We start from the raw sequence: 21,112 nt of genomic DNA, 5'->3' as shown, positions 1-21,112 counted from the left end.
GAGCGCTATAAGGGTAAAGAATCGGCTGACAGCGCGGGGACACGACCGCTCGTCACTCCCGTTCCGACCGTCCGTCGGTCGCGCGGGCGATCGCCTCGTCGACCAGTCCACGCGCGAGCAGCGCCGCGGCTCGATCGACGTCGGTGTGGACGGGACGATCCGCCTCGAGGGAGGGGACGACCCCCCGAACTAGCTCGCAGACGGCGCTCGTCCCGACGCCGAGCGAGAGCGAGTCGTCGGTCTCGAAGGCGTCGTCGACGTACTCCGCGGCCTGGGCCGCACAGACGAGTTCGGCGCCGACGACCTGCGTCGCGTTCTCGACGGCCCGTCGGGCGTGCAGCGCCGACTGGGCGCTCATGCTGACGTGGTCCTCCTGGCCGCCGCTGACGGGCGTGTTGTCCGCCGAGGCCGCGCCCAGCGACCGAAGTTCGTTGACGAGCGCCGCCGCGGTGTACTGGGCGATCATGTAGCCCGACTCGACGCCGCCGTCGGCGGCGAGAAACGGCGGCAGGTGGGGTTCCTGGAGGTTGGGGTTCAGCAGGCGGTCGATCCGTCGCTCGCTGATCGCCGCGAGGTCGGTCAGCGCGAGGCGTGCGTACTCGAGACGTAGCGCCAGCGGCGTCCCGTGGAAGTTCCCGCCCGAGAGCACCGCCGCGCGGTCGGTGCCCGAGGCGCGGTCGTCGACCCGGTCGCCCGCGAACACCAGCGGGTTGTCCGTCGCGCTGTTGAGTTCGATGGAGACGGCGTCCCGGAGGTGAGTCAGGGCATCGCGGACCGCGCCGTGGACCTGCGGGAGACACCGCAGCGAGTAGGCGTCCTGGACCCGATCGCAGTTGCGGTGGGCCTCGACGATCTCGCTGCCCGCGGTGAGCTCGCGGACCGCCCGGGCGCTCTCGAGCTGGCCCGCGTGGGGGCGGGCCTCGTGGATCGCCGCGTCGGCCGTCGCCGTCGTTCCCAGTGACGTCTCGATCGTCAGCGCGCCCGCGGCGTCCGCGCCGCGGACGAGTCGCTCGCCGTCGACGACCGCGAGGGCCGCCAGTCCGGCGGTCAGCTGCGTTCCGTTGATCAGCGCGAGCCCCTCCTTGGGCTGCAACGAGAGGGGCTCGAGGCCGATTGCGGCGAGCGCCTCGTCGCCGGGGAGCCGGCGCTCGGCTTCCTCGCTCGTCCCCTCGACGACCGCTTCCCCCTCGCCGATCAGCACCAGCGACAGGTGAGCCAGGGGCGCGAGGTCGCCGCTGGCGCCGAGACTTCCGCGGGACCTGACGACCGGGTGGACCCCCTCGTTGCAGATCGCGACGAGGTGGTCGATCACGGTCTCGCGGATCCCCGAGTAGCCCGTCACGAGGGCGTTGATCCGGGCGACCAGCATCGCGCGGACCTCCTCGCGCTCGAGTTCGCGTCCCGCCCCGGCGGCGTGGCTGCGCAGCAGGTTCGTCTGGAGCTGCTCGAGCTCCTCGGGCGGGATGCGCTCGTCGACCAGCTCGCCGAAGCCCGTGTTCAGCCCGTAGACGGCCTCGCCGCTCTCGATCACGTCCTCGACGCGGGCTCGGGACTCCCTGACCCGCTCGCGGGCCGTCTCGGCGACCTCGATTCGAGCCCCGTCGCGTGCGACCGCGGCGACGTCTTCGGGCGCGAGCGACTCGCCGTCGAGGACGACGGTCATCGGAACACACCCCCGGTTGGGGCCGTCGCTCGTGGGCGGCCCGCACACGAACGCCCAACGGACATCGGTACGGGGATCCGAGTGGCGGTTACATGCCAAACGCAGCGATCGTCATTCTCGCCGGCACGGAATCGGCGTCCGACCTCGGCCGCGTCGTCAACGGCCTCCAGACCGCCAAGGAGTTCGACGACGCCGGCGACGACGTCGAGATCATCTTCGATGGAGCGGGCACCCAGTGGGTGGGCGAACTCGAGGACGAGGACCACGACTACCACGCGCTGTACGCCGACGTCGCGGAGCACGTACAGGTCTGTGAGTACTGCGCGGGCGCCTACGACGTCGAGGACGAGGTCGAGAAGAGCGAGGCCGACCCCATCGACGAGTACGAGGGCCACCCGAGCATCCGCTCGCTCGTCGACGACGGCTACGAGATCATCACCTACTGAGGCTCCCTTCTGCGGGTTCGATCCGACCGACGATCCGATCCGCGCGGTCGGCGATGGGTCGACCACCGCCGCCGTCGCAGCCGTCATTCGTACACCACCTCCCCCGACTTGAGCACCGCCTCGACCGCCGACGTGTCGAGCCGGTAGGCGACGTGGACGTACGACGGCGCCTCGAGTACGACGGCGTCGGCGGGCGCGCCCTCCCGGAGGGTTCCGGTCCCGTCCTCGAGGCCGAGCGAAAGCGCCGCGTTCCGGGTCGCGGCCAGCAGCGCCTCCGCGGGCGTCAGCCCCATCTCGACGGCGCCGAGCGTCTGGACGAACTCCACGCTCCGGGAGTGACAGTTGGGGTTGAAGTCAGTCGCCAGCGCGACGGGCGCGCCCGCCTCGAGGAACGCCCGCGCGTCGGCGTAGCCCTCGCCGAGGCCGAAGGCGGTTCCCGGGAGCAGGACGGGGACGACCTCGCTCTCGACGAGCGCGTCGACGTCCTCGTCGGTCGCACACAGCAGGTGGTCGGCGCTGACGGCGCCGAGCTCGGCCGCGAGCGCCGCGCCGCCGAGGCGGGTGAACTCCTCGGCGTGGATCTTCGGCGCCAGCCCGCGCTCGCGGCCGGCCTCGAGCACCCGACGGGACTGGTCGACGTCGAAGACCCCCTCCTCGCAGAAGACGTCGCAGAAGGCGGCGATCCCCTGCTCGGCGACCGCGGGGAGCTGCTCGCCGATCACCTTGTCGACGTACGCCTCGGCGTCCCGTCCCTCCGGAACCGCGTGGGCGCCCATGAACGTCGGGACGAGATCGACGGGCTGGACGGCGTCGGCGCGGTCGATTGCCGCGAGCAGCCGTAGCTCGGTCTCGGTATCGAGTCCGTACCCCGACTTCACCTCGGCCGTCGTGGTGCCGTGTTCGAGCATCGTCTCGAGGTGCCCGGTAAGATTCGCGACTAACTGGTCGTCGCTCGCCTCCCGGACCGCCCGAACGGTTCGAAGAATGCCGCCGCCCGCCTCGAGGATCTCCCGGTACTCGGTGCCCCGAAGCTTGGCCTCGAACTCGTCGGACCGATCGCCCGCGAAGACGGCGTGGGTGTGGGGATCGACGAATCCCGGTACGACCGCCCGCCCGTCGGCGTCGACCGCGGTCGCGGCGTTCTCCGGCGGGTACTCGCGGGTGATCGCCTCGCTCGAGCCGACGGCGACGACCGCCCCGTCGACCGCGGCGAACGCGGCGTCCTCGCGGATCTCGAGGGGGCCGTCGTCGGAGTCGTCCTCGCCCGGTCCGACGACGAGTTCGCCGATATCGTAGACCAGAGAGAGATCGCCTCCGCTCATCGTCGTCCCTCCGTATATCCCGCGAGGAAGTGTGCGATCGCTCGCGCGGCGGCGTCGGCCGTCAGCCCCTCGCGGTCCAGCGGCGGGGCGCACTCGACGACCTCGAAGCCGGCAACGCGGTCGTCGCTCGCGAGCAGGCGCAGCAGACGAAACAGCTCCCGGGTCGTGAGCCCGCCGGGCGTCGGCGCGCTGACGCCCGGCGCGGCGCTCGCATCGAGGACGTCGCAGTCGACGCTGACGTAGACGGCGTCGGCGTCGGCGACCGCCTCGAGGGCGCGGTCGGCGGCCTCGACGACGTCGTCGCCGACCTCCTCGCTCGTGACGACCTCGGCCCCGCGCTCGCGACAGTAGTCGTGGTACGCGGTGGACGTTTCGAAGTGGCGGGCGCCGACGCAGGCGTAGCCCGCGAGCCCGTCCGCGAGCAGCTGGCGGTACGACGTCCCGCTGGTAGGGCCGTCCGCGAGCGCGCGCACGTCGAGGTGGGCGTCGAGGTTGACGGCGCCGACCGCGCCGTCCGCGAGCAGCGGCGCGACGTTCGAATAGGTCAGCGAGTTGTCGCCCCCGACGAAGATCGGCAGGGCGTCGCTCTCGTGGACGCGTCGGGTCGTCTCGCGGAGTTCGGTCTGAACCGCCGCGGGATCGGGATCCGCGTCGGCGTCCTCGGACTCGAGGGCGTCGACCAGTCCGGCCACGTCACCGAGATCCGCGACCCCCGCGACGGGTCCGCCGTCGAAGTGGTGGGTCTTGGTCCGGGCCAGCGCCCGCCTGATCGCGGGCGGTCCCTCCCGGGCACCCCGTCGACCGAGGACGGCGCCGTCGTACGGTTCGCCGACGAGAACGGCCTCGTACTCGCCGGCGTCCTCGAGGGCGACCCGATCGACGATATCGCCGAACAGTTCGTCGTTGGGGTCGCCGTCGGCAAGGGCGTCCCAGCCCCCGGTGGACGCCCAGTCGGGGTTGGTCGCGAACCGGGCGGCGTCCGCGGGTCCTCGGTCGCCGCTCATCGGCGCTCCTCCATCGGGACGTGAACGTCGGACTCGCGGGCCTCCTCGAGGGCCGCGTCGTAGCCCGCGTCGGCGTGGCGAACGACGCCCGTTCCGGGATCCGTCGTGAACACGGCCTCCGCCTTCTCGGCGGCGAGTTCGGAGCCGTCCAGCACGACGTGGTTGTTCGCGTGCAGCGAGTTGCCGATGCCGACGCCGCCGCCGTCGTGGACGCTGACGATGTCGGCGCCGGCCGCGCAGTTGAGCAGGGCGTTGAGGATCGGCCAGTCGGCGACGGCGTCGGTGCCGTCGGCCATCGCCTCGGTCTCGCGGTTCGGGCTGGCGACCGAGCCCGCGTCGAGGTGGTCCCGGGTGACGACGATCGGCGCCGCGATCTCCCCCTCGGCGACGAGCTCGTTGATCCGCAGGGCGAAGCGGGCCCGCTCGGTCAGGCCGTCTGCATCGTCGCCCGCCCGGTACCCCAGCCAGCAGACCCGCGCGGGCAGCCCCTGAAACTCGACTCGCTCCCGTGCGAGGTCGATCCAGCGACGGAGGTGGTCCTTCTCGGGGAACAGCTCGAGGACGGCCTCGTCGGTGCGGCGGATATCGGCGGGATCGCCCGACAGCGCCACCCACCGGAACGGCCCCTTGCCCCGACAGAACAGCGGGCGGACGTACTCGGGGACGAACCCCGGGAAGTCGAACGGCTGGCGATCCTCCGGATCGCTGCCCGACAGGGGCCAGCGGCCCCCGTCGACGGACTCGTGGTCGCGGTGGTCGGCGACCTGGCCGCGGATGTTGTTCCCGTACTCGAAGGCGATCGCCCCCCGGTCCTGCAGCTCGAGGATGGCGTCGACGTGGCGCTCCATCGTCTCGAGGCTCTCGGCGACGTACGTTTCGGGATCGGTCTCGCGTAGCTCGTCGGCCTCGGCGACGGTGTACCCCGACGGGTAGTACCCCTCGAGCTCGTCGTGGGCGCTGGTCTGGTCGGTGACGACGTCGGGGACGAACTCGCGCTCGAGCATCGCCTCGAGTGTGTCGGCGGCGTTGGCGTGGACGCCCACGCTGTAGGACTCGCCAGCCTCGGCAGCCGCTTCGGCGTTTGCGATCGCCTCCTCGAGGTCGTCGGTCTTCTCCTCGCAGTAGCCCGTCTCGAGGCGACGATCGATGCGGGTCTCGTCGACCTCCGCGGCGATACAGACGCCGCCGTTCATCGTGACGGCGAGGGGCTGAGCGCCGCCCATCCCGCCGAGCCCGCCAGTGACGACGATCTTACCCGTCAGCCCCTCGGTCTCGGGGTAGTGCTTCCGCGAGAGCTCGGCCAGTGTCTCGTAGGTCCCCTGAACGATCCCCTGGCTGCCGATGTAGGCCCACGAGCCGGCGGTCATCTGGCCGTACATGATCTTGCCCTCGGCCTCGAGCTCGTGGAAGTGCTTCCAGTCGTCCCACCTGCCGACGAGATTGGAGTTGGCGATCAACACCCGCGGCGCGCGCTCGTGAGTCTCGAACCGACCGACGGGTTTGCCCGACTGGACCAGCAGCGTCTCCGTGTCGCCAAGCTCCCGGAGCTCCGCACAGATGGCGTCGTAGGCGTCCCAGGATCGGGCCGCACGCCCGGTGCCACCGTAGACGACCAGGTCCTCGGGTCGCTCGGCGACCTCGGGGTCGAGGTTGTTGTTCAGCAGTCGAAGGGCGGCCTCCTGGCGCCAGCCGCGACACTCGAGGTTCGTGCCCGTCGGTGCGCCCCGGTACTCCCGCCACTGGTCGCTCGGCTCGCCGACGGTGAACGACGCGTCCGATCGGTGCATACGACGGGAGTATGCGTCGCTGTCCCAAGGCTATTCGGGTCGTTCCGATCGACCCGCCCGGGAACGGACATAAAGCGCGGCCATAGTAACCCGAACGTCGAGGTGTGCGGGACTGTTTCGCTCGAGTACCGCGACGCGACGACCGACGGGCTCAACGGCGGGCGAACCGCCGTGGCCGACGACGCCGTCGGACTCGTCTCGAAGGCAGACAGTACGAGCGATCCGACCCGTCGTAGTCCGAATGTAACCGTTTTAGGACGAGCCGTCGTAGTGCGTAGGGAGCGACAAACGCGGATCGCGGACGGGAACGGAGACATGGACACCGAGGAAACGGACGAGGAGCGCGCGGGGTTCACGCGACGCCAGCTGCTGGCGGGACTGGCCGGTTCGACCGCCTCGGTGGCCACCGTCGGCACGCTGGGCTACGCGAGGCTGGATCCGGTCGATCGTCTCGAGGTCCGGCTGTGGTTCTCCGAGCGGGCCGCCGCCTACGGCGGTGTCGTCGAGCGCGTCCGGGAGTACCTCGAGGCCCTGCTGGCCTACGACTACTGGGAGCTCGAGCTCTCGGTTGGCGGGACGGTCGCGGTCTCGCGGGAGGACGGCGCCAGCGTAACCAGCGACGGGGAGTGGCCCGCGACGCTCGCGTCGGGCGCGGTCGGACTCGGCGGCGTCGACCCCGTCGCCGACGTCAACCTGCTCGTGACCGACGGCCAGATGACGACCGCGCCGACGGGCTTTGCCCTGCCCCACGTCGCCTCGGTCGGCGGCGCCCGCCATCTCGCGGCGCTGCCGCCGTTCGACGAACTGGAGGGGGTTCGCGACGGCGGCGCGGTCCACCGGATCGTCCCCGACGAGCGTCCGGTTCGGACGATCCAGGTCCTGTTACACGAGGTCGGACACGCACTGGGACTCGATCACGATCACGGCGTCGTCTTTCGTGACGGGGAGCGCGTCGTGGCGACGCCGATGCTCAGCAGCTACGCCTGGGATCCCGACTACGAGGGCGATCGGTCGCGGTGCGGACGCGAGTACCCGCCCGCCGACGGGCGAGAGCGAGCGCTGAGTTTGGCGTTCTCGACGTGCGCGCGTCGCGGCCTCGAGTCCTACGACGGGACCGGGCTGTAGCCCGGCGGGATCGGTCTCGAGGCGCTACTCCTCGTCGGACTCGCCGCGGGCGAAGCTCCGGCGCTCGCCGGCGTCGTCGATCTCCGGGGAGGGGTCCTCGGCGGACGCCTCGACGTCGCCGCGACCGTCGTTCCGGATGTACGCCTCGAAGTCGTCGACCTCGCCGTACCGGTCGCGATAGACCAGCGCCGCCTGCCCCAGCGACGTGATCTCGTACAGTCCTGACCGCTCGGCCGGGCCAATCTTCTCGACGAGCCCGTAGTCCTCGAGCACCGGCAGTCTGGTATTGATGTTCTTCCGGCTCTTGCCGGTGTGGGTCGCCAGGTTGGTCGCGACGTTGCGTCCCTTGTCCTCGAGTTCCTCGAGGATCAGGAAGTCAGTTGGCTGTCGTAGTTTCACTCTCGGTCACGCTCGTAGCAGCCACTATATTTCCAGTGGTGACTAATACTTTCGACTCCGACCGGTGTTTACTAGCGCTGTTCGAATCGGATCGAAAGGGTGCCTCGGGCCGACACGGCCGACCTCGGATCGTCTTCGGGGCGGGCGACTACGGCGGTCCGTTCGGGCCGGCCCGAACGCGTTCGAGCCCGTCGGTCGCCAGCCACTCGAGCAACTCGGCGACCCCCTCGGGCGAGCGGACGCGCCCGGAAGCCGCGGTCGGGGCGTCGTCGCCGACCCGGACGCCGATCCCGTCCGGTTCGACCGCGCGGAAGGCCGACTCGTCGGTGACGTCGTCGCCGACGTACACCGGCAGCGTGCCGTCGTTCCGGTCGGCGACGAGCAACTCGACGGCGTTGCCCTTCCCCCAGTCGATCGCGGGACCGATCTCGAGGATCGCCTTCCCGTCCGAGAGCTCGAGCCCGTCGCCGCCGAACCGCGCGACCGTCTCGCGGGTGAGCCGCTCGACCTGGGGTCTGGCGGGTTCGGGCACGGACCGGAAGTGGACCGTCGCCGTCAGGCGCTTGTTCTCGACGCGGGCGTTGGGCACCGGATCGAGCGCGACCTCCAGGGCCTCGCAGACCTCGTCGATGCGCGCGGCGCGCTTGCGGGCGATCGGGTGAACGGCGACCGAACCGCCTCGCTCGAGTTCGATGCCGTGGTTGCCGGCGTAGATCCGCGGGCCGTCGACCCGCTCGCGGACGTCCGCGAGCGCGCGTCCGCTGACGATCGCCGTCGTCACCTCGGGCTCGGCCGCGATCGCGTCGAGGGCGTCCTCGACGCGTTCCGTCGGCGCCGCCTCGTCGGGGTCGTCGACGATCGGCGCCAGGGTGCCGTCGAAGTCCAGACACAACAGCAACTCCGGCGTGTCGTCCAGTCGCGACCGCACGCGGGGTCGAAGCTCGTCGACCGGTTTCGGCTCGGTGCGTTGGCGTTGCATGTTAGACGAGCGTCGTTCTGGCTCCCCGCTCGTCGTCGTCGGACCCGCTCGAGCAGTGCAGGCGACCGATCGCGGCGAACTGGCTGTCCATCCACGCCTCGAGGTCGGCGCCGAATACGTCCTCGCGAAGGTTTCGCATCCGGCGTCGGCGCTCGCTCGCGGGCATCTCGAGGGCGGTCTCGAGGGCGGCGGCGAACGCGTCGGTATCGGTCGGGTCGATCGTCACCGCGTCGGCGCCGAGGCGTTCGTGGGCTCCGGTGTGCTCGCTCAACACCAGGACGCCGTCCTCGTCGACGCTCGAGGCGACGAACTCCTGGGCGACGAGGTTCATCCCGTCCAGCAGTGGGCTGATGACCATCGCGTCGGCCCGTCGGTAGAGGCCACAGAGGTGCTCCCGGGAGACGTACTCCTCGGTGTAGACGATCGGCTGCCAGTCGTCGGTGCCAAAGCGGCTGTTGATTCGGGTGACCTCGCTGCGGACCAGCTCGCCGAGGCGCTCGTAGGCCGGGATGCCGGTCCGCGAGGGCGTGGCCTTCTGGAGGAACGTGAACTCGCCGTGTCGGTCCGGGTTGCACTCGAAGAACCGCTCGAGCGCGGCGAGGCGTTCGGGGATCCCCTTCGAGTAGTCGAGGCGGTCGACGCCCAGCCCGAGCGTGACCTCGGGGGAGACGCCGAGCCGCTCGAGCAGCGCGTCCGTCCCCTCGACCTCGCGGGCGGTCTCGTCGTAGGTGTCGGCGTCGACGCCCATCGCGGCGGTCACCAGGCGGGTCGTTCCGCCGTCGTAGTCGACGAGCCAGCGGTCGTGGTCGACGACCGCGCCGTCGAGGTACTGCTCGACGCACTCCATGAACAGGCGCGCGTACCGGTCGACGTGGAACCCGAGCAGATCGTTTCCGAGTAGCCCCACGAGGAGTTCCTCGTCGGCCGGACACTCGGCGAACGTCTCCGGGGTCGGCCACGGGATGTGCCAGAAGTGCGCGATGGTGGCTGCCTCCGGGATCTGCCGGCGGATCAGCCGCGGCGCGAGTCCGAAGTGGTAGTCCTGGATCCAGACGACCGATTCCGCCGTCGCGTGCTCGGCGACGGCGTCGGCGAACCGTTCGTTGACGGTGCGGTACCACTCGAAGTCGTTCGCCCAGGCGTCCCCGTCGTCGATCAGGTCGGGGAACTCGTGACACAGCGGCCAGAGTACCTGGTTGCTAAAGCCGTAGTAGTAGGAGTCGACGGCCTCCTCGGAGAGTTCGATCCGGTGGAGCGTGTACGACTCCTCGTCCGGCGGGACGGCGACGCAGTCGTCGTCGTCCGTGACCGCGAAGTCGGCGTCGCCGTCGCCCCAGGCGATCCAGGTGCCGTTTGCCTCCCGAACGACCGGATCCAGACCGGCGGTCAGCCCGCCGGCGGGCTCGTCGACGACGATCGAGCCCTCGTCGCCCTCCCCGTCCTCGTACTCGTGGCGGTACGGCTGGCGGTTGGAGACGACGATCAGCGACTCCGGACAGCCCGGATCGTCGCCTTCGGTCTCGTCGGGGCGATTCCCCCCGTCGGCTCGTCGCCCGTCGTCACTCCCGTCGGGCGGCCGATGCTCCGTATTTCGCATTCGCTGAAGGAAAACATGGCCCTAGCGGGTCGGTTCGCGGCCTGCATCCGCATGGGCCTCTAATACCCCCCGACATCGTTTCGGCCGGGAGACGGGTCACTACCGCGTACCGTCCTCGAGACCCGAACGCTCTTTTCCCGACGGCGGGAACGCTCGAGGTATGCGCTCGCCGTTCGATGACAGAATCGCGGCCTGCCGCCGACGGCTCGAGGCCGTCGGCGCGGAGCTGCTCGTCTGCTCCCCGGGTCCGAACCTCGCGTACCTGACCGGATTCGTCGAGTCGCCGTCCGAGCGACACGTCCTGCTGGTCGTCCCGCGGAACGGCCCGCCGACGCTCGTGGCGCCGGCGATGTACGAGTCCCGACTCGAGCCCCTCGAGTTGCCCGACGTCCGGCTCTGGAGCGACGAGGCGGACCCGCTCGCGGTCCTCGAGGGCGTCCTCGAAGCGACGCTGCCAGAACGCGGCGACGGGGCGACCGTCCTGCTCGACGACCGCATGTGGACGACGTTCAACCACGACGTGCGCGCGCTGGCGCCAGACGCCGAGTTCGGGCTCGCGAGCGCCGCCCTCGAGGAGCTGCGGCTCCGCAAGGACGACGCGGAACTCGCGGCGCTTCGCCGCGCGGGAGCGATCGCCGACCGCGTCTCGCTGGCGATCCGCGCCCGCGGCGAGGACCTGCTCGGGACGACCGAGGCCGCACTCGCCGCGGAGATCGACTCGCTGCTGGCGAGCGAGGGCGGCGAGGAACCCGCCTTCGAGACGATCGTCGCCGCGGGGCCGAACGGCGCCCGACCCCACCACCACCCCGGCGACCGCGAGATCGAACGGGGCGATCCGATCGTGCTGGACTTCGGCGCGTTCGTCGACGCGGGCCTCGAGGCGGGAACCGCGCGCTACCCCGGCGACCAGACCCGGACGATCGTCGTCGGCGACCCGCCAGCCGAGTACGAACGGGTCCACGAGGTCGTCCGCGAGGCCCAGCAGGCAGCGGTCGAGGCGGTCGAACCCGGGGTCGAAGCCGGCGAGATCGATCGCGTCGCCCGCTCGATCATCGACGGGGCTGGCTACGGCGACGCCTTCGTCCACCGCACCGGCCACGGCGTCGGCCTCGAGGTCCACGAGCCGCCGTACATCACCGCGGGCAACGACCGCGAACTCGAGCCCGGGATGGTCTTCTCCGTCGAGCCGGGGATCTACCTCGGGGGCCGGTTCGGAGTCCGACTCGAGGACCTCGTGGTCGTCACCGAGGAGGGCTGCGAGCGCCTGAACGACTCGCCGCGCGGGTGGGAGGTCGGCGAGGACGTCGGTCGGGAGCAGTAGATCGTAGCACGGTTTCGTCGGCGTGAAACTCGCGTTCTGTACAGAGTGTAGAGATAGCGTCAGCTTGGACGGATAACCTGCTGAAAATTCGAGAGTGTTGTCTGTCGCTGTAAACGACAGTTGTGTTTCAGTATTACTGCCGGACGACGTTCGCCGCGCGAGGCCCCTTGGGCGAGGACTCGATGTCGAACTCGACCTCAGTACCTTCCGTGAGGTCTTCGCCGCCGACATCCTCCATGTGGAAGAAAACGTCTTCGTCGTCGTCGAGGTCGCCGTCGTCAGTCGAAATGAAACCGTAGCCGCCAGTGTCGTTGAAGAAATCAACCTTACCGTTTGCCATTACAACCAAATAGAGTGTTGGATGAGGGATAACCCTTCCGAGAGTCGAGGTACCACGACTCCCCACACGACGTTCACAACACAGTTCTCGATTCGGCATATTCGGATCCGCGATCCGGACTGAATACAGAACCCGCATCCTCAACTTCCGACTAGGTTTCGAGAAACGCCCGAAGCTCCTCGCGGTAGGCCTCGGGACGGTCCGCGGGCACCCAGTGGTTCGCCTCCTCGAGCCCGACGAGGTCGGCGCCGTCGATATCGCCCTCGAGTCGCTCGGCGTTCTCGATGGGCTGGAACTCGTCTTCGGCGCCCCACAGCAGGAGCGTTCGGGCGGTCACCTCGGCGGGATCGATCTCGGTCGTGTGGCTCGTGTTCGTGCCGATCGCGTTCCGGGACAGCGAGACCACGCCCTCCTCGGAGGCCCACTGCTCGACCAGCCCCGCGACGAGGGCGTCGTCGGCGTCGCCGTACAGCGTATCCCGAAACACCGACTCGAGCGTGTCGGTCAGGTCGTCGACGTCCATCCCCTCGATCGTCGAGGGCAGCCCGAGGTCGACGATGGTCTCGATCGGCCAGGAGTCGTAGCAGACGGCGTTCGAGAGCACGAGGTCGTCGACCGCGTCGGGCTCGTGGACGGCGTAGCGCAGGCCGACGCCGCCGCCGAGGTCGTGCCCGACGAACGAGACCGACTCGAGGCCGAGCCGATCGAACAGGTCGGCCACCGCCAGCTCCTGGGCCCGGATCGAGCGGTCGAACCCGTCGTCCATCGTCGACTCCCCGTAGCCGACCATGTCGGGGACGATCACGCGGTAGTCGTCGGCGAACGCGGGCGCGACGGCCCGCCAGAGGTACGACGAGGTCGGAATCCCGTGACAGAAGACGAGGGGCTGGCCGTCGCCCTCGTCGTAGTACGCCATCTCGAGGTCGTGGCCGTCGACGGTCACCGTCGCCGAGTCGAGTCGGTCGGTCCACTCGTCGTGGTCCATGCGGAGCGGTTCGGCGGACCGACGGATAGCGGTTGGCCCTGAACGCGACGCCGCAGCGTCGAGCCGGGCGAGAAACGCTTAGGAACGTCGGGGCCACACACTCGAGCGTGAGCGAAAATCGCGTCGTTCAGGGACGAATGGTCACGGCCGAGAAACTCGCGGAACTGATCGAGGACGACTCCGTCATGGAGGCCGAGGCGATCGCGGACGCCGATCGGGACTGCCCCGACTGCGGCGGGGACGTCCTCGAGGTCGGCTACATGCCCTCGGTCACCGAGTACGTCGTCGGCCGGAAGTGTCAGGACTGCGACTGGAGCGAGACCGACCGGGACTGAGACGGACTACTGTACGTTATCGACGGCGCAACTGCGAGCCGTCTTGCGGTTACGCCGGTACATCGTTACAGCAGACCGTGTGAGACGGACCGCGGGAGTACGGACCTCGCGCGGTCGACGGCCGCGGCGCTCGAGGCCGTGAAACGAGATGTGCGTCAGCGGTCGCAACGCGGGCCGCCCTCGAACAAAAGGAAGTCGCTTCGATCGGGAACGCATCCGTGGGACGGGAGATTGTCGGACCGAGCCGTTCAGCGGAGAGGTCGTCGTCGCGCGTTAGTTCTTCTTCTTGCGCTTCTTGCCCTTTTTCTTGCCCTTCTTACCCTTCTTCTTCCCGTCCTTGCCGTCCTTCTTTCCCTTCCTCTTGCCGTCTTTGCCGTCCTTCTTGCCCTTCTTTTCGTCCTCGCACTCGTCGTCGCCGCCGTCGCCCTCGTTGACCGCGCGGGCTTCGGCCAGCTGGACGTTCTGGTTGGCCTGGTAGCTCAGCTGCTCGGCCGTCGCCTTCCCGCAGTCGGCCGCGAACGCGATCGCGGTGTGCTGTTCGTTGACGTTCAGCTGCTCGACGAACTGGAGCTGCTCGATCTCGGCTGCGGCCGTCTGCTCGTCGGTGTCGCCGTTCTCGTAGGCCAGCGCCCAGGAGTTGTCGCCGCGGGCGTCGGAGCCGTTGAGCACCGAGCGTGCGCTGCAGTGGCCGTCCTCGACGTTCAGCCCCTCAGCGGAGGCCACCTGCGCGTTGAAGTTGCCCTGGTAGCTCACCTGTCGAGCCGTCGCGTAGCTCTCCTCGACGCCGAGAGCGATCGCCGCGTTCTGCAGGCTGATGTTCTCCTGGCCGACGCGCTGGACCTGGCTGATCTCCGCGGAGGCGTCCTGGCCGTTCGACTGCTTGCCGCCGTCGTCAGATCGCTTCACCGCGTCCTTCGGGAGCTCGCCGGCCATCTCGGCGCGCTCGAGGATGTCGTCGACCGACTCGACGTCGAAGTTGATCGCCGTCGCCTCGGCGACCTGTTCGTTCAGGTTGAGCTGTGCGCTCACCTGGTAGGCCTCCGCGTTACTGCACTCCCCGACGGCGATCGCGATGGCGACCCCCTGTTCGCTGACGTTGAGCTGGGAGACCTCCTGGGCCTGCTCGACCGACGCCTCGGCGTCCTGGTCGTCGGCCTCGCCGATGTTCACCGCGGCGGCCGCGGCGTGCTGGTAGTTCTCGTTGGCCTGCCAGCTTCGCTGGTACGCCTGGGCGCAGCTCCCGTCCTCCGCGACGGCGACCGAGGCGCTCTGGCTGCTGTAGTTGAACTGGTCGACGGTCTGTTCCTGCTCGATCGTCGCGGTGGCGGACTGGTCGTTCTCGTAGGTGTCCTCCCTAGCGACCCAGCCCGAGAACGTCCGGCAGCCGGTCTCCTCGGCGAACACGATGTACGCGCGCTTGGCCCCGTCGAACGTCTCGTCGCGGGTCTTCTCCTCGACGTTGAGGGAGGTGGCGCTTCCCGCCTGGGTGTTGACGTTGTCCTGCTCGGCCTCCTGGATCGCCGTCGCCTCGCCGCCGTCGATGGCGATGCTGATGGCGTTGCCCTGCTGGGTGACGTTGAGCTGGTCGACGTCCTGGTACTGGATGACGCTGCCGAACGAGTCCTGTTCCCCGGTGATCTCGTCGTAGTGGTCGTCGACCCAGCCGCCGAGATCCTTCTCCGAGGCGTCGGCCCCGAAGACCAGGAACAGGTCGTCGCCGTTGAGATCGTGGGAGTCCTTCGTTTCGTCGTCGCCCTTCCCGTGGCCGTCCTTCTTTTTCCCGTCGTCGTTCTTCTCCGAGCCCGCACGCGAGCGGCTCGTCGCCACCGAGAGCGCCCCGATGCCGGCGCCGCTCGCTGCGAGTCCGCTGAGGTACTTCCGTCGCTTCATCGTTCCGCGGTTCGTGTCTTTCTCTGCCATAGTGCACTCTGACCCACGAGAAATTCCTACTCTGTAATTGGCCGACTTATCGAAAGAATCGGACGTCTACCCGGAGTTCGCGGCGTCGCAACCGACCGTACGGTTCGACAGGGAAGCGATACAACTCGACAGGAGACGGATAATTATAGGCGGTCGGAAGGTACGAACGCGAGTCCGATCCCCGCCTCGAGCCGAGACCGGCAAGCGGAGTCGCTTCTATCCGACGCTCCGGCTTCGTCACCCGTTTTTCGGGGTGCTCGCGGGCTCGCGCTGCGTTTCGTTCGGGACCCGAACGGGTCGAAAACGGGATCTTCCAGTCGAAAGGAATAATAGCGGTTGCTAGCTGTCAAAGGACATGGGATACTCCGCAGTGGTGCTCGCGGCAGGGGAAGGGAAGCGCCTTCGGCCGCTGACGACACACCGGCCGAAGCCGATGCTTCCCGCGGCGACGAAGCCGATCCTCGAGCACGTCTTCGACGCGTTGATCGACGCCGGCGTCACCGATATCACGGTCGTCGTCGGCTACCGACGAACGCGCGTGCAGTCCGAGTTCGGGCCGAGCTACCGCGACGTGCCGCTGACCTACGTCACCCAGGACAAACAGCTCGGTAGCGGCCACGCGCTGCTGGCGGCCGAGCCCGCGACCGAGGGGTCGATGCTGGTCGTCAACGGCGATCAGTTGATCGACAGTCGGATCATCAGGGATGTCGTCGGCGCCCACGACGAGGGGGCGGCCGCGGCGACGCTGGGGCTGGTCCGGCGGGCCGACGTCACGCGGTACGGCGGCGTCCTCCTCGAGGACGGGTCGGTTACCGAGATCGTCGAGAACCCCCGGGACGACCGGAGCTACCGGCTCAACGCCGGCGTCTACGCCTTCGAGCCGTCGATCTTCGACGCGATCCGCGAGAGCGAGCCCCGCGCGGGCGAGCAGTCGCTGGTCGACGGGATCGCAACCCTGCTCGAGGACGGCGCCGAGGTCCGTGGAGCCGTCTCGGAGGGGACCTGGATCGACGCGACCTACCCGTGGGACCTGCTGCGGATCGCCGACGACCTGCTCGAGGCGGGCGAGGGACGCCGGATCGCCGACAGCGCGTCGGTCCACGAGAGCGCGACCGTCCTCGAGCCGGTCGTGATCGACGACGACTGCGTCGTCGGCCCCGGCGCGGTCGTCGGCCCGAACGTCTGTCTGGGCGAGAACGTGACGGTCGGCTCGAACGCGACCGTCGAGCGCTCGGTCGTCGACACCGACACGCGGGTCGACAACGGCGCCACGGTGCGGGACTGCGTGACCGGACGCGGCGTCGGGGTCGGCCCGAACTCGACGGTCGTCGGCGGCCCGGGCGACGTCGAGATCGGCGACCGCGTCCACCGCGAGACGATCCTCGGGGCAGTGCTGGCGGATCACGTCCGCGACGAGGGCGGGGTGACCTACGAGCCCGGAACCGTCCTCGGCAACGGCGCCGTCTGTCACGGCGGGACGACCGTCGGCGGGACCGTCCCCGCCGACACGGAGGTGTGGAGCTGATGTGCGGGATCATCGGCTACGTCGGCACCGACCGCTCGGACGCGGCCGACGTCCTGCTCCACGGGCTCTCCCAGCTCGAGTACCGCGGCTACGACTCCGCGGGGATCGCGCTGGCCGACGGCGACCTCGACGTCCACAAGCGCCAGGGCGAGCTCTCGGCGCTCGAGTCCGCGCTCGCGGGCGCCGAGATCGGGAACCAGACCACCGGGATCGGCCACACCCGCTGGAGCACCCACGGCCCGCCGTCGGACCGCAACGCCCACCCCCACACCGACGAGGACGGCCGCGTCGCGGTCGTTCACAACGGGATCATCGAGAACTACCAGCGCCTGCGCGACGAGCTCGCGGCCGAGGGCGTCGACTTTCGTAGCGACACCGACACCGAGGTCGTCCCCCACCTGATCGCGGGCTTTCTCGATGAGGGGCTCGATCGCGAGGCCGCCTTCCGCGCGGCGGTCGACCGACTCGAGGGCAGCTACGCCGTCGCGGCCGTCTTCGAGGGTTCCGAGACCGTCTACGCCGCGCGCAACGAGTCGCCGCTCGTGCTGGGTGTCGCCGACGACGGCACCTACCTCGCCAGCGACGTCCCCGCCTTCATCGAGTACACCGACCGCGTCATCTACCTCGAGGACGGCGAGTTCGCCCGCCTCGAGGGCGACGAGATCGCCGTCACCGACGCCGAGGGGCGGACCGTCGAAACCTCGATCGAGACCATCGAGTGGGACCCCGAGGACGCGGGCAAGAGCGGCTACGACCACTACATGCGCAAGGAGATCAACGAACAGCCCGCGGCGCTTCGGGACTGTTTCCGGGGGCGACTCGACGAGCTCAGTGGCCGCGTCACCCTCGAGGAGTTTGAGGGCGTCGAGCTGGATCGACCCGTGACGCTGGTCGCCTGTGGCACCTCCTACCACGCGGCGCTGTTCGGCGCCCAGCTGCTCCGGGAGTGGGGCGTGCCGGCCCAGGCGTTTTTGGCCAGCGAGTTCGAGGCCGACGCAGTGCCGATCGACGCCGACTCCGTCGTCGTCGGCGTCACCCAGAGCGGCGAGACCGCCGACACCTTGCGCGCGCTCCGGGAGGCCAGCGCCGCGGGCGCGACGACGATCGCGGTCACGAACGTCGTCGGCAGCTCGGCCGCTCGCGAGTGCGACCGCGTGCTGTACATCCGAGCGGGTCCGGAGATCAGCGTCGCGGCGACGAAGACATTCGCCTCCCAGCAGGCCGCGCTGACGATGCTCGCGGCCTCGCTGAGCGACCACCGCTCGCGGGAGCTCGTCCGCGAGCTGCGGTCGGTCCCCGACCGCATCCAGTCGGTCCTCGACGAGGGCGCCGCCCGCGAGGTCGCCGCGACCTACGCCGACGCCGGCGCCTACTTCTTCATCGGTCGGGGGTACAACTACCCCGTCGCCCTCGAGGGCGCGCTGAAGATGAAAGAGATCACGTACAAACACGCCGAGGGCTTCGCCGCGGGCGAGCTCAAACACGGGCCGCTGGCGCTCGTGACCGAGCAGACCCCGGTGTTCGCGATCGTCACCGGCGACGGTCGCCGCGCCGAGAAGACCATCGGGAACGTCAAGGAAGTCGAGGCCCGCGGGACGCCCGTGGTCGCCGTCACCGACGGCCAGTCCGAGGTCGGCCGCTACGCCGACCACGTCCTCGAGGTCCCCCCGGCCGGCGAGATCACGTCCTCGATGGTCGCGAACGTCCAGCTCCAGCGGGTCGCCTACTGGACGGCCCACGAGCTCGGTCGCTCGATCGACAAACCCCGGAACCTGGCCAAAAGCGTCACGGTCGAGTAAGCCGATCGTAACGTATATGTTTTCGATTTGTCGAGTGACTGTACGGAGTCCGTAGATGCCAGTGCAATCCCGGAAAAGTGGTTCCGATCGAGTGCGAGCCGGCGAACGGACGGTTCGGAGACGGGCGTGCGGGCGGCGTTCGCCCGGTCCTCTCGGATCGAGTGATCGGTCGGGTGAGCGCGAGTGACCGTCGTCGTCCTCGCCGACGGCACTCGCGAGGCGTTCGAGACCGTCGAGGAACTCGAGTCGGGGTGGCTGCGGTGTCGGCGTCCGCGCGACGAGCCGCGGTCGGATCTCCCCGGCGAGACGACGACGAAGTACTACCCGCTCGAGAGCGTCGAGACGGTCAGCCGCGAACGGAACTGAGCGGGGGAGTCGGCTCGCGGTCGCGCATCGATCACACGCCGGCCAGAATCCACCCACTGGCCGTTGCCGGATCGGTGTGCCCTAACGGTCGGTCTCCGGCGGTCGCAGTCCCCGCAGTAGCGTCGTCACCCCCTACCGGAATAGTTCTGTCGGCCGTCTGAATAGATTGAGAATTCGATAGGACTCAGTTCGATCCCGACGCCGAGCGGTCGGGGCGGACGCGGTCCGCCAGCGCCCGCACCGCCGCGAGTCCGGGGGCGCCGTCCCGCCGCCAGAGCGCGAGTGCGACCGCCGCGAGGGCGAACTCGAGCAGGAAGTACGGATCCCCCAGCGACTCGCGGAAGAGCCCGATGACCGACGGGGCGCCCGACTCGTAGGGCTCGACGGGCGTCAGGGGCCAGAGCAGGTGGTTCGGGTCGGCCGCCCCCCACAGCGACGGCGCCGCGTCGGCGAGCGTGTGAGCGAGCGCTCCGAGAGCGAACGCGATCCCGTACTCGGCGCGGGCCGTCCGCCGCGCGAGCGCGACGGCGGCGACCGAGACGGGGAGCAACACCAGCAGCGTGTGCGCGAGCGTCCGTCCGGTCGGGAGGACGGCCAGGTACCACGCCAGCGGCTTGTCGAGCAGGTCGGGGAACTGGGTGCCGACCAGCAGCGCGAGGACGGCGATCTGCCCCGGAGGCTGATCGAACCGGGAGCGAGTGGCAAGCGTGTACAGGAGATACCCGACTGCTGCGTGTCCGAGCGGCCACATACGATTTCAGCGACGCGTGCGAGGCCTATAACCGACCTGGTTCGGCTCAGGCCTCGAGCGCCTCGAGCGGGAGCGACGCGACCGTCGCCGAGTCGGGGCCGGGAACGGCGCCGATCAGCGCGAGGTAGGCGCCGTCGCCGTCTCCCGCGACGCGGATCGGCTCCTCGAGGACGGGCGAGGCGTGGTCGATCCCGTCGTGGTCGGCGAGTCGGGCCGCTCGATCGCGGCTCTCGCCCAGGCGGGGCTCGCCGGCGCCGGCGATCGAGCCGTGGATCTCGCCGTCCTCGGCGACGATCCGCGCGTCCGTCGTTCCGCGACGCGAACGGCGCCGCGGCTCGGACGCGTTCGGCGGCGACCCCTTCGGAACCGGTGTCGTCGCCGACCGTCCGATAGCTTTATAGTGGTCATTGTTGACACCCCACACGATGGTCGGAAGACTCATCGCCGCACTGATCCTCGTCCTCCTGCTCCTGTTTCTGGCCGGCGCGCCGGCTGTCGCCGAGTTCACGGCGGGCCAGCTATGCGGTCCCCTCGAGTCGATCCAGTGCTGATCGAGCCGCCCGCGGCGGACGCCGTCTCAGTCGGTCGGCGCGGACGGCCGCTCGAGGCGGACGTCCTCGGGCCCCTCGAGCGTTCGCTCGAAGAAGGCCCGGTGCTCGCGGATGCGTTGCTCGCTCCACTCCCACCACTCGAGTTCGAGCAGGCGGGATCTGACCGCCGGGGGGAACCGCCAGCCGATCCGCTTGGCCGGCACCCCGCCGACGATCGCGTAGGGCTCGACGTCACCGGTGACGACCGCGCCCGCCCCGACGACGGCCCCGTCGCCGATCGTCACCCCCGAGAGGACCGTCACTCCCGTGCCGATCCAGACGTCGCTGCCGACGGCGATCGGCCCCTCGGCCGTCGGCGGGAGCTCGCCGTCGAGGACCTCCTCGTGGAGCCGGATCTGTAGCGACGGCCGATCGATCCGGTGGTTGGTCTGCTGGAACGTGCTCTCGCGGGCGATCGCACAGTAGTTGCCGAGTTCGACCTCGCCGACGAGATCGCAGTCGGGCTCGAGGTTGGTCCGTCGTCCGATCGTGACGTCGCCGTCGAGGATACACCCCCGGCTCAGCCGCGCGTGGGGGCCGATGTCGACCCGTCGGCGGAGCAGACAGCCGACCGAGATCCGGGCGGACGGAGCGATATCGAACTCGGTCGACTCGAAGTGATGGGTGAGTAGCTCGTGGGTTACCCGGGGATAGCCGAGGAGGGAGGCCGACCGTTCGACGAGGGTATCGAGGTCCATGCGTATAGATACCAGCCAACGCAGCTCCGCATAATACTTTATTCGACCGCGCGGTAGAGTCACCGCGCAGAACTGTTCGCAGCCCCCGGTTACCGAGGGTAGGGGCCTCCTGTCACCGTTTCCGTTCCGGAAACTCGACTCGAGCGTGCGGGGCCGAACG

The 21,112-nt window shown here is 69.5% G+C and carries 21 protein-coding genes; 8 read left to right on the top strand and 13 right to left on the bottom strand.

Annotated elements, in window-relative coordinates; genetic code table 11:
• Positions 1-52: 52 nt before the first annotated feature.
• Complete coding sequence (gene hutH, locus GWG54_RS04050) at positions 53-1,663, bottom strand: histidine ammonia-lyase (protein WP_167936555.1); 1,611 nt, start codon at positions 1,661-1,663, stop codon at positions 53-55.
• Positions 1,664-1,755: 92 nt separating this feature from the next.
• Here hutH and GWG54_RS04045 point away from each other — a divergent pair, with 92 nt between their 5' ends.
• Positions 1,756-2,109: a DsrE family protein gene (locus GWG54_RS04045; RefSeq protein ID WP_167936554.1), complete on the top strand. Its 354-nt coding sequence runs from the start codon at positions 1,756-1,758 to the stop codon at positions 2,107-2,109.
• Positions 2,110-2,192: 83 nt separating this feature from the next.
• Here GWG54_RS04045 and hutI read toward each other — a convergent pair whose 3' ends face one another.
• From hutI to hutU, 3 genes are read right to left on the bottom strand one after another with little or no spacing between them, the layout of a single operon-like run.
• The gene (hutI, locus tag GWG54_RS04040) at positions 2,193-3,431 is read right to left on the bottom strand and encodes an imidazolonepropionase (RefSeq protein WP_167936553.1); all 1,239 of its coding nucleotides are present in this window, start codon (positions 3,429-3,431) and stop codon (positions 2,193-2,195) included.
• Positions 3,428-4,435 (bottom strand): formimidoylglutamase, encoded by a 1,008-nt coding sequence (gene hutG, locus GWG54_RS04035; RefSeq protein ID WP_167936552.1) that lies wholly within the window; start codon positions 4,433-4,435, stop codon positions 3,428-3,430. The genes hutI and hutG overlap by 4 nt, the downstream gene beginning before the upstream one ends.
• Positions 4,432-6,222, bottom strand: coding sequence for a urocanate hydratase (hutU, locus tag GWG54_RS04030; RefSeq protein WP_167936551.1), 1,791 nt, complete (start codon positions 6,220-6,222; stop codon positions 4,432-4,434). Before hutU ends, hutG begins: the two co-directional genes overlap by 4 nt.
• Before the next feature lie 315 nt (positions 6,223-6,537).
• Between hutU and GWG54_RS04025 the strand changes: the two genes are divergently transcribed.
• A complete protein-coding gene (locus GWG54_RS04025; RefSeq protein ID WP_209438255.1) occupies positions 6,538-7,347 on the top strand; it encodes a hypothetical protein in 810 nt (269 codons plus the stop codon).
• A 24-nt stretch (positions 7,348-7,371) separates the two neighbouring features.
• Here the strand turns inward: GWG54_RS04025 and GWG54_RS04020 are convergent, their stop codons facing one another.
• The 3 genes from GWG54_RS04020 to GWG54_RS04010 all read right to left on the bottom strand — a co-directional run bounded on the left by GWG54_RS04020 (position 7,372) and on the right by GWG54_RS04010 (position 10,322).
• The gene (locus GWG54_RS04020) at positions 7,372-7,746 is read right to left on the bottom strand and encodes a winged helix-turn-helix domain-containing protein (RefSeq protein ID WP_167936549.1); all 375 of its coding nucleotides are present in this window, start codon (positions 7,744-7,746) and stop codon (positions 7,372-7,374) included.
• Positions 7,747-7,894: 148 nt separating this feature from the next.
• Complete coding sequence (gene otsB, locus GWG54_RS04015; protein ID WP_167936548.1) at positions 7,895-8,725, bottom strand: trehalose-phosphatase; 831 nt, start codon at positions 8,723-8,725, stop codon at positions 7,895-7,897.
• A gap of 1 nt (position 8,726) precedes the next feature.
• The gene (locus GWG54_RS04010; RefSeq protein WP_167936547.1) at positions 8,727-10,322 is read right to left on the bottom strand and encodes a trehalose-6-phosphate synthase; all 1,596 of its coding nucleotides are present in this window, start codon (positions 10,320-10,322) and stop codon (positions 8,727-8,729) included.
• A gap of 160 nt (positions 10,323-10,482) precedes the next feature.
• Between GWG54_RS04010 and GWG54_RS04005 the strand changes: the two genes are divergently transcribed.
• On the top strand, positions 10,483-11,643 hold the full coding sequence (locus GWG54_RS04005) for a Xaa-Pro peptidase family protein (protein ID WP_167936546.1): 1,161 nt from the start codon (positions 10,483-10,485) through the stop codon (positions 11,641-11,643).
• Between the two features lie 133 nt (positions 11,644-11,776).
• Here the strand turns inward: GWG54_RS04005 and GWG54_RS04000 are convergent, their stop codons facing one another.
• The gene (locus GWG54_RS04000) at positions 11,777-11,983 is read right to left on the bottom strand and encodes a cold-shock protein (protein WP_008418277.1); all 207 of its coding nucleotides are present in this window, start codon (positions 11,981-11,983) and stop codon (positions 11,777-11,779) included.
• Positions 11,984-12,134: 151 nt separating this feature from the next.
• Positions 12,135-12,968, bottom strand: a complete 834-nt coding sequence (locus GWG54_RS03995; protein ID WP_167936545.1) for an alpha/beta fold hydrolase — start codon at positions 12,966-12,968, stop codon at positions 12,135-12,137.
• Between the two features lie 107 nt (positions 12,969-13,075).
• On the opposite strand from GWG54_RS03995, the gene GWG54_RS03990 reads away from it, so the two are divergent.
• Positions 13,076-13,303 (top strand): DUF5795 family protein, encoded by a 228-nt coding sequence (locus GWG54_RS03990; RefSeq protein WP_167936544.1) that lies wholly within the window; start codon positions 13,076-13,078, stop codon positions 13,301-13,303.
• A gap of 273 nt (positions 13,304-13,576) precedes the next feature.
• On the opposite strand, the gene GWG54_RS03985 is transcribed toward GWG54_RS03990, so the two are convergent.
• Positions 13,577-15,223, bottom strand: coding sequence for a hypothetical protein (locus GWG54_RS03985; protein WP_167936543.1), 1,647 nt, complete (start codon positions 15,221-15,223; stop codon positions 13,577-13,579).
• 355 nt (positions 15,224-15,578) lie between these two features.
• Between GWG54_RS03985 and GWG54_RS03980 the strand changes: the two genes are divergently transcribed.
• The 3 genes from GWG54_RS03980 (at position 15,579) to GWG54_RS03970 (ending at position 18,913) form a co-directional block, all read left to right on the top strand.
• Entirely contained in the window at positions 15,579-16,748 is a 1,170-nt protein-coding gene (locus GWG54_RS03980) for a sugar phosphate nucleotidyltransferase (RefSeq protein ID WP_167936542.1), read from the top strand.
• A complete protein-coding gene (glmS, locus tag GWG54_RS03975) occupies positions 16,748-18,547 on the top strand; it encodes a glutamine--fructose-6-phosphate transaminase (isomerizing) (protein ID WP_167936541.1) in 1,800 nt (599 codons plus the stop codon). Before GWG54_RS03980 ends, glmS begins: the two co-directional genes overlap by 1 nt.
• A gap of 183 nt (positions 18,548-18,730) precedes the next feature.
• On the top strand, positions 18,731-18,913 hold the full coding sequence (locus GWG54_RS03970; RefSeq protein WP_167936540.1) for a hypothetical protein: 183 nt from the start codon (positions 18,731-18,733) through the stop codon (positions 18,911-18,913).
• Positions 18,914-19,097: 184 nt separating this feature from the next.
• Here the strand turns inward: GWG54_RS03970 and GWG54_RS03965 are convergent, their stop codons facing one another.
• Entirely contained in the window at positions 19,098-19,664 is a 567-nt protein-coding gene (locus tag GWG54_RS03965) for a metal-dependent hydrolase (RefSeq protein WP_167936539.1), read from the bottom strand.
• A 46-nt stretch (positions 19,665-19,710) separates the two neighbouring features.
• The gene (locus GWG54_RS20760; RefSeq protein WP_245242740.1) at positions 19,711-20,106 is read right to left on the bottom strand and encodes a hypothetical protein; all 396 of its coding nucleotides are present in this window, start codon (positions 20,104-20,106) and stop codon (positions 19,711-19,713) included.
• Between GWG54_RS20760 and GWG54_RS21130 the strand changes: the two genes are divergently transcribed.
• Positions 20,090-20,215, top strand: a complete 126-nt coding sequence (locus GWG54_RS21130) for a hypothetical protein (RefSeq protein WP_275040349.1) — start codon at positions 20,090-20,092, stop codon at positions 20,213-20,215. The two genes, GWG54_RS20760 and GWG54_RS21130, sit on opposite strands and share 17 nt — an antisense overlap.
• Positions 20,216-20,241: 26 nt before the next feature.
• On the opposite strand, the gene GWG54_RS03955 is transcribed toward GWG54_RS21130, so the two are convergent.
• On the bottom strand, positions 20,242-20,952 hold the full coding sequence (locus GWG54_RS03955; RefSeq protein ID WP_167936538.1) for a CatB-related O-acetyltransferase: 711 nt from the start codon (positions 20,950-20,952) through the stop codon (positions 20,242-20,244).
• Positions 20,953-21,112 lie beyond the last annotated feature (160 nt).

The organism is Natronococcus sp. JC468 (genome assembly GCF_012163165.1).
GTDB lineage: Archaea > Halobacteriota > Halobacteria > Halobacteriales > Natrialbaceae > Natronococcus > Natronococcus jeotgali.
This window is presented reverse-complemented; position numbering and strand designations above follow the sequence as displayed.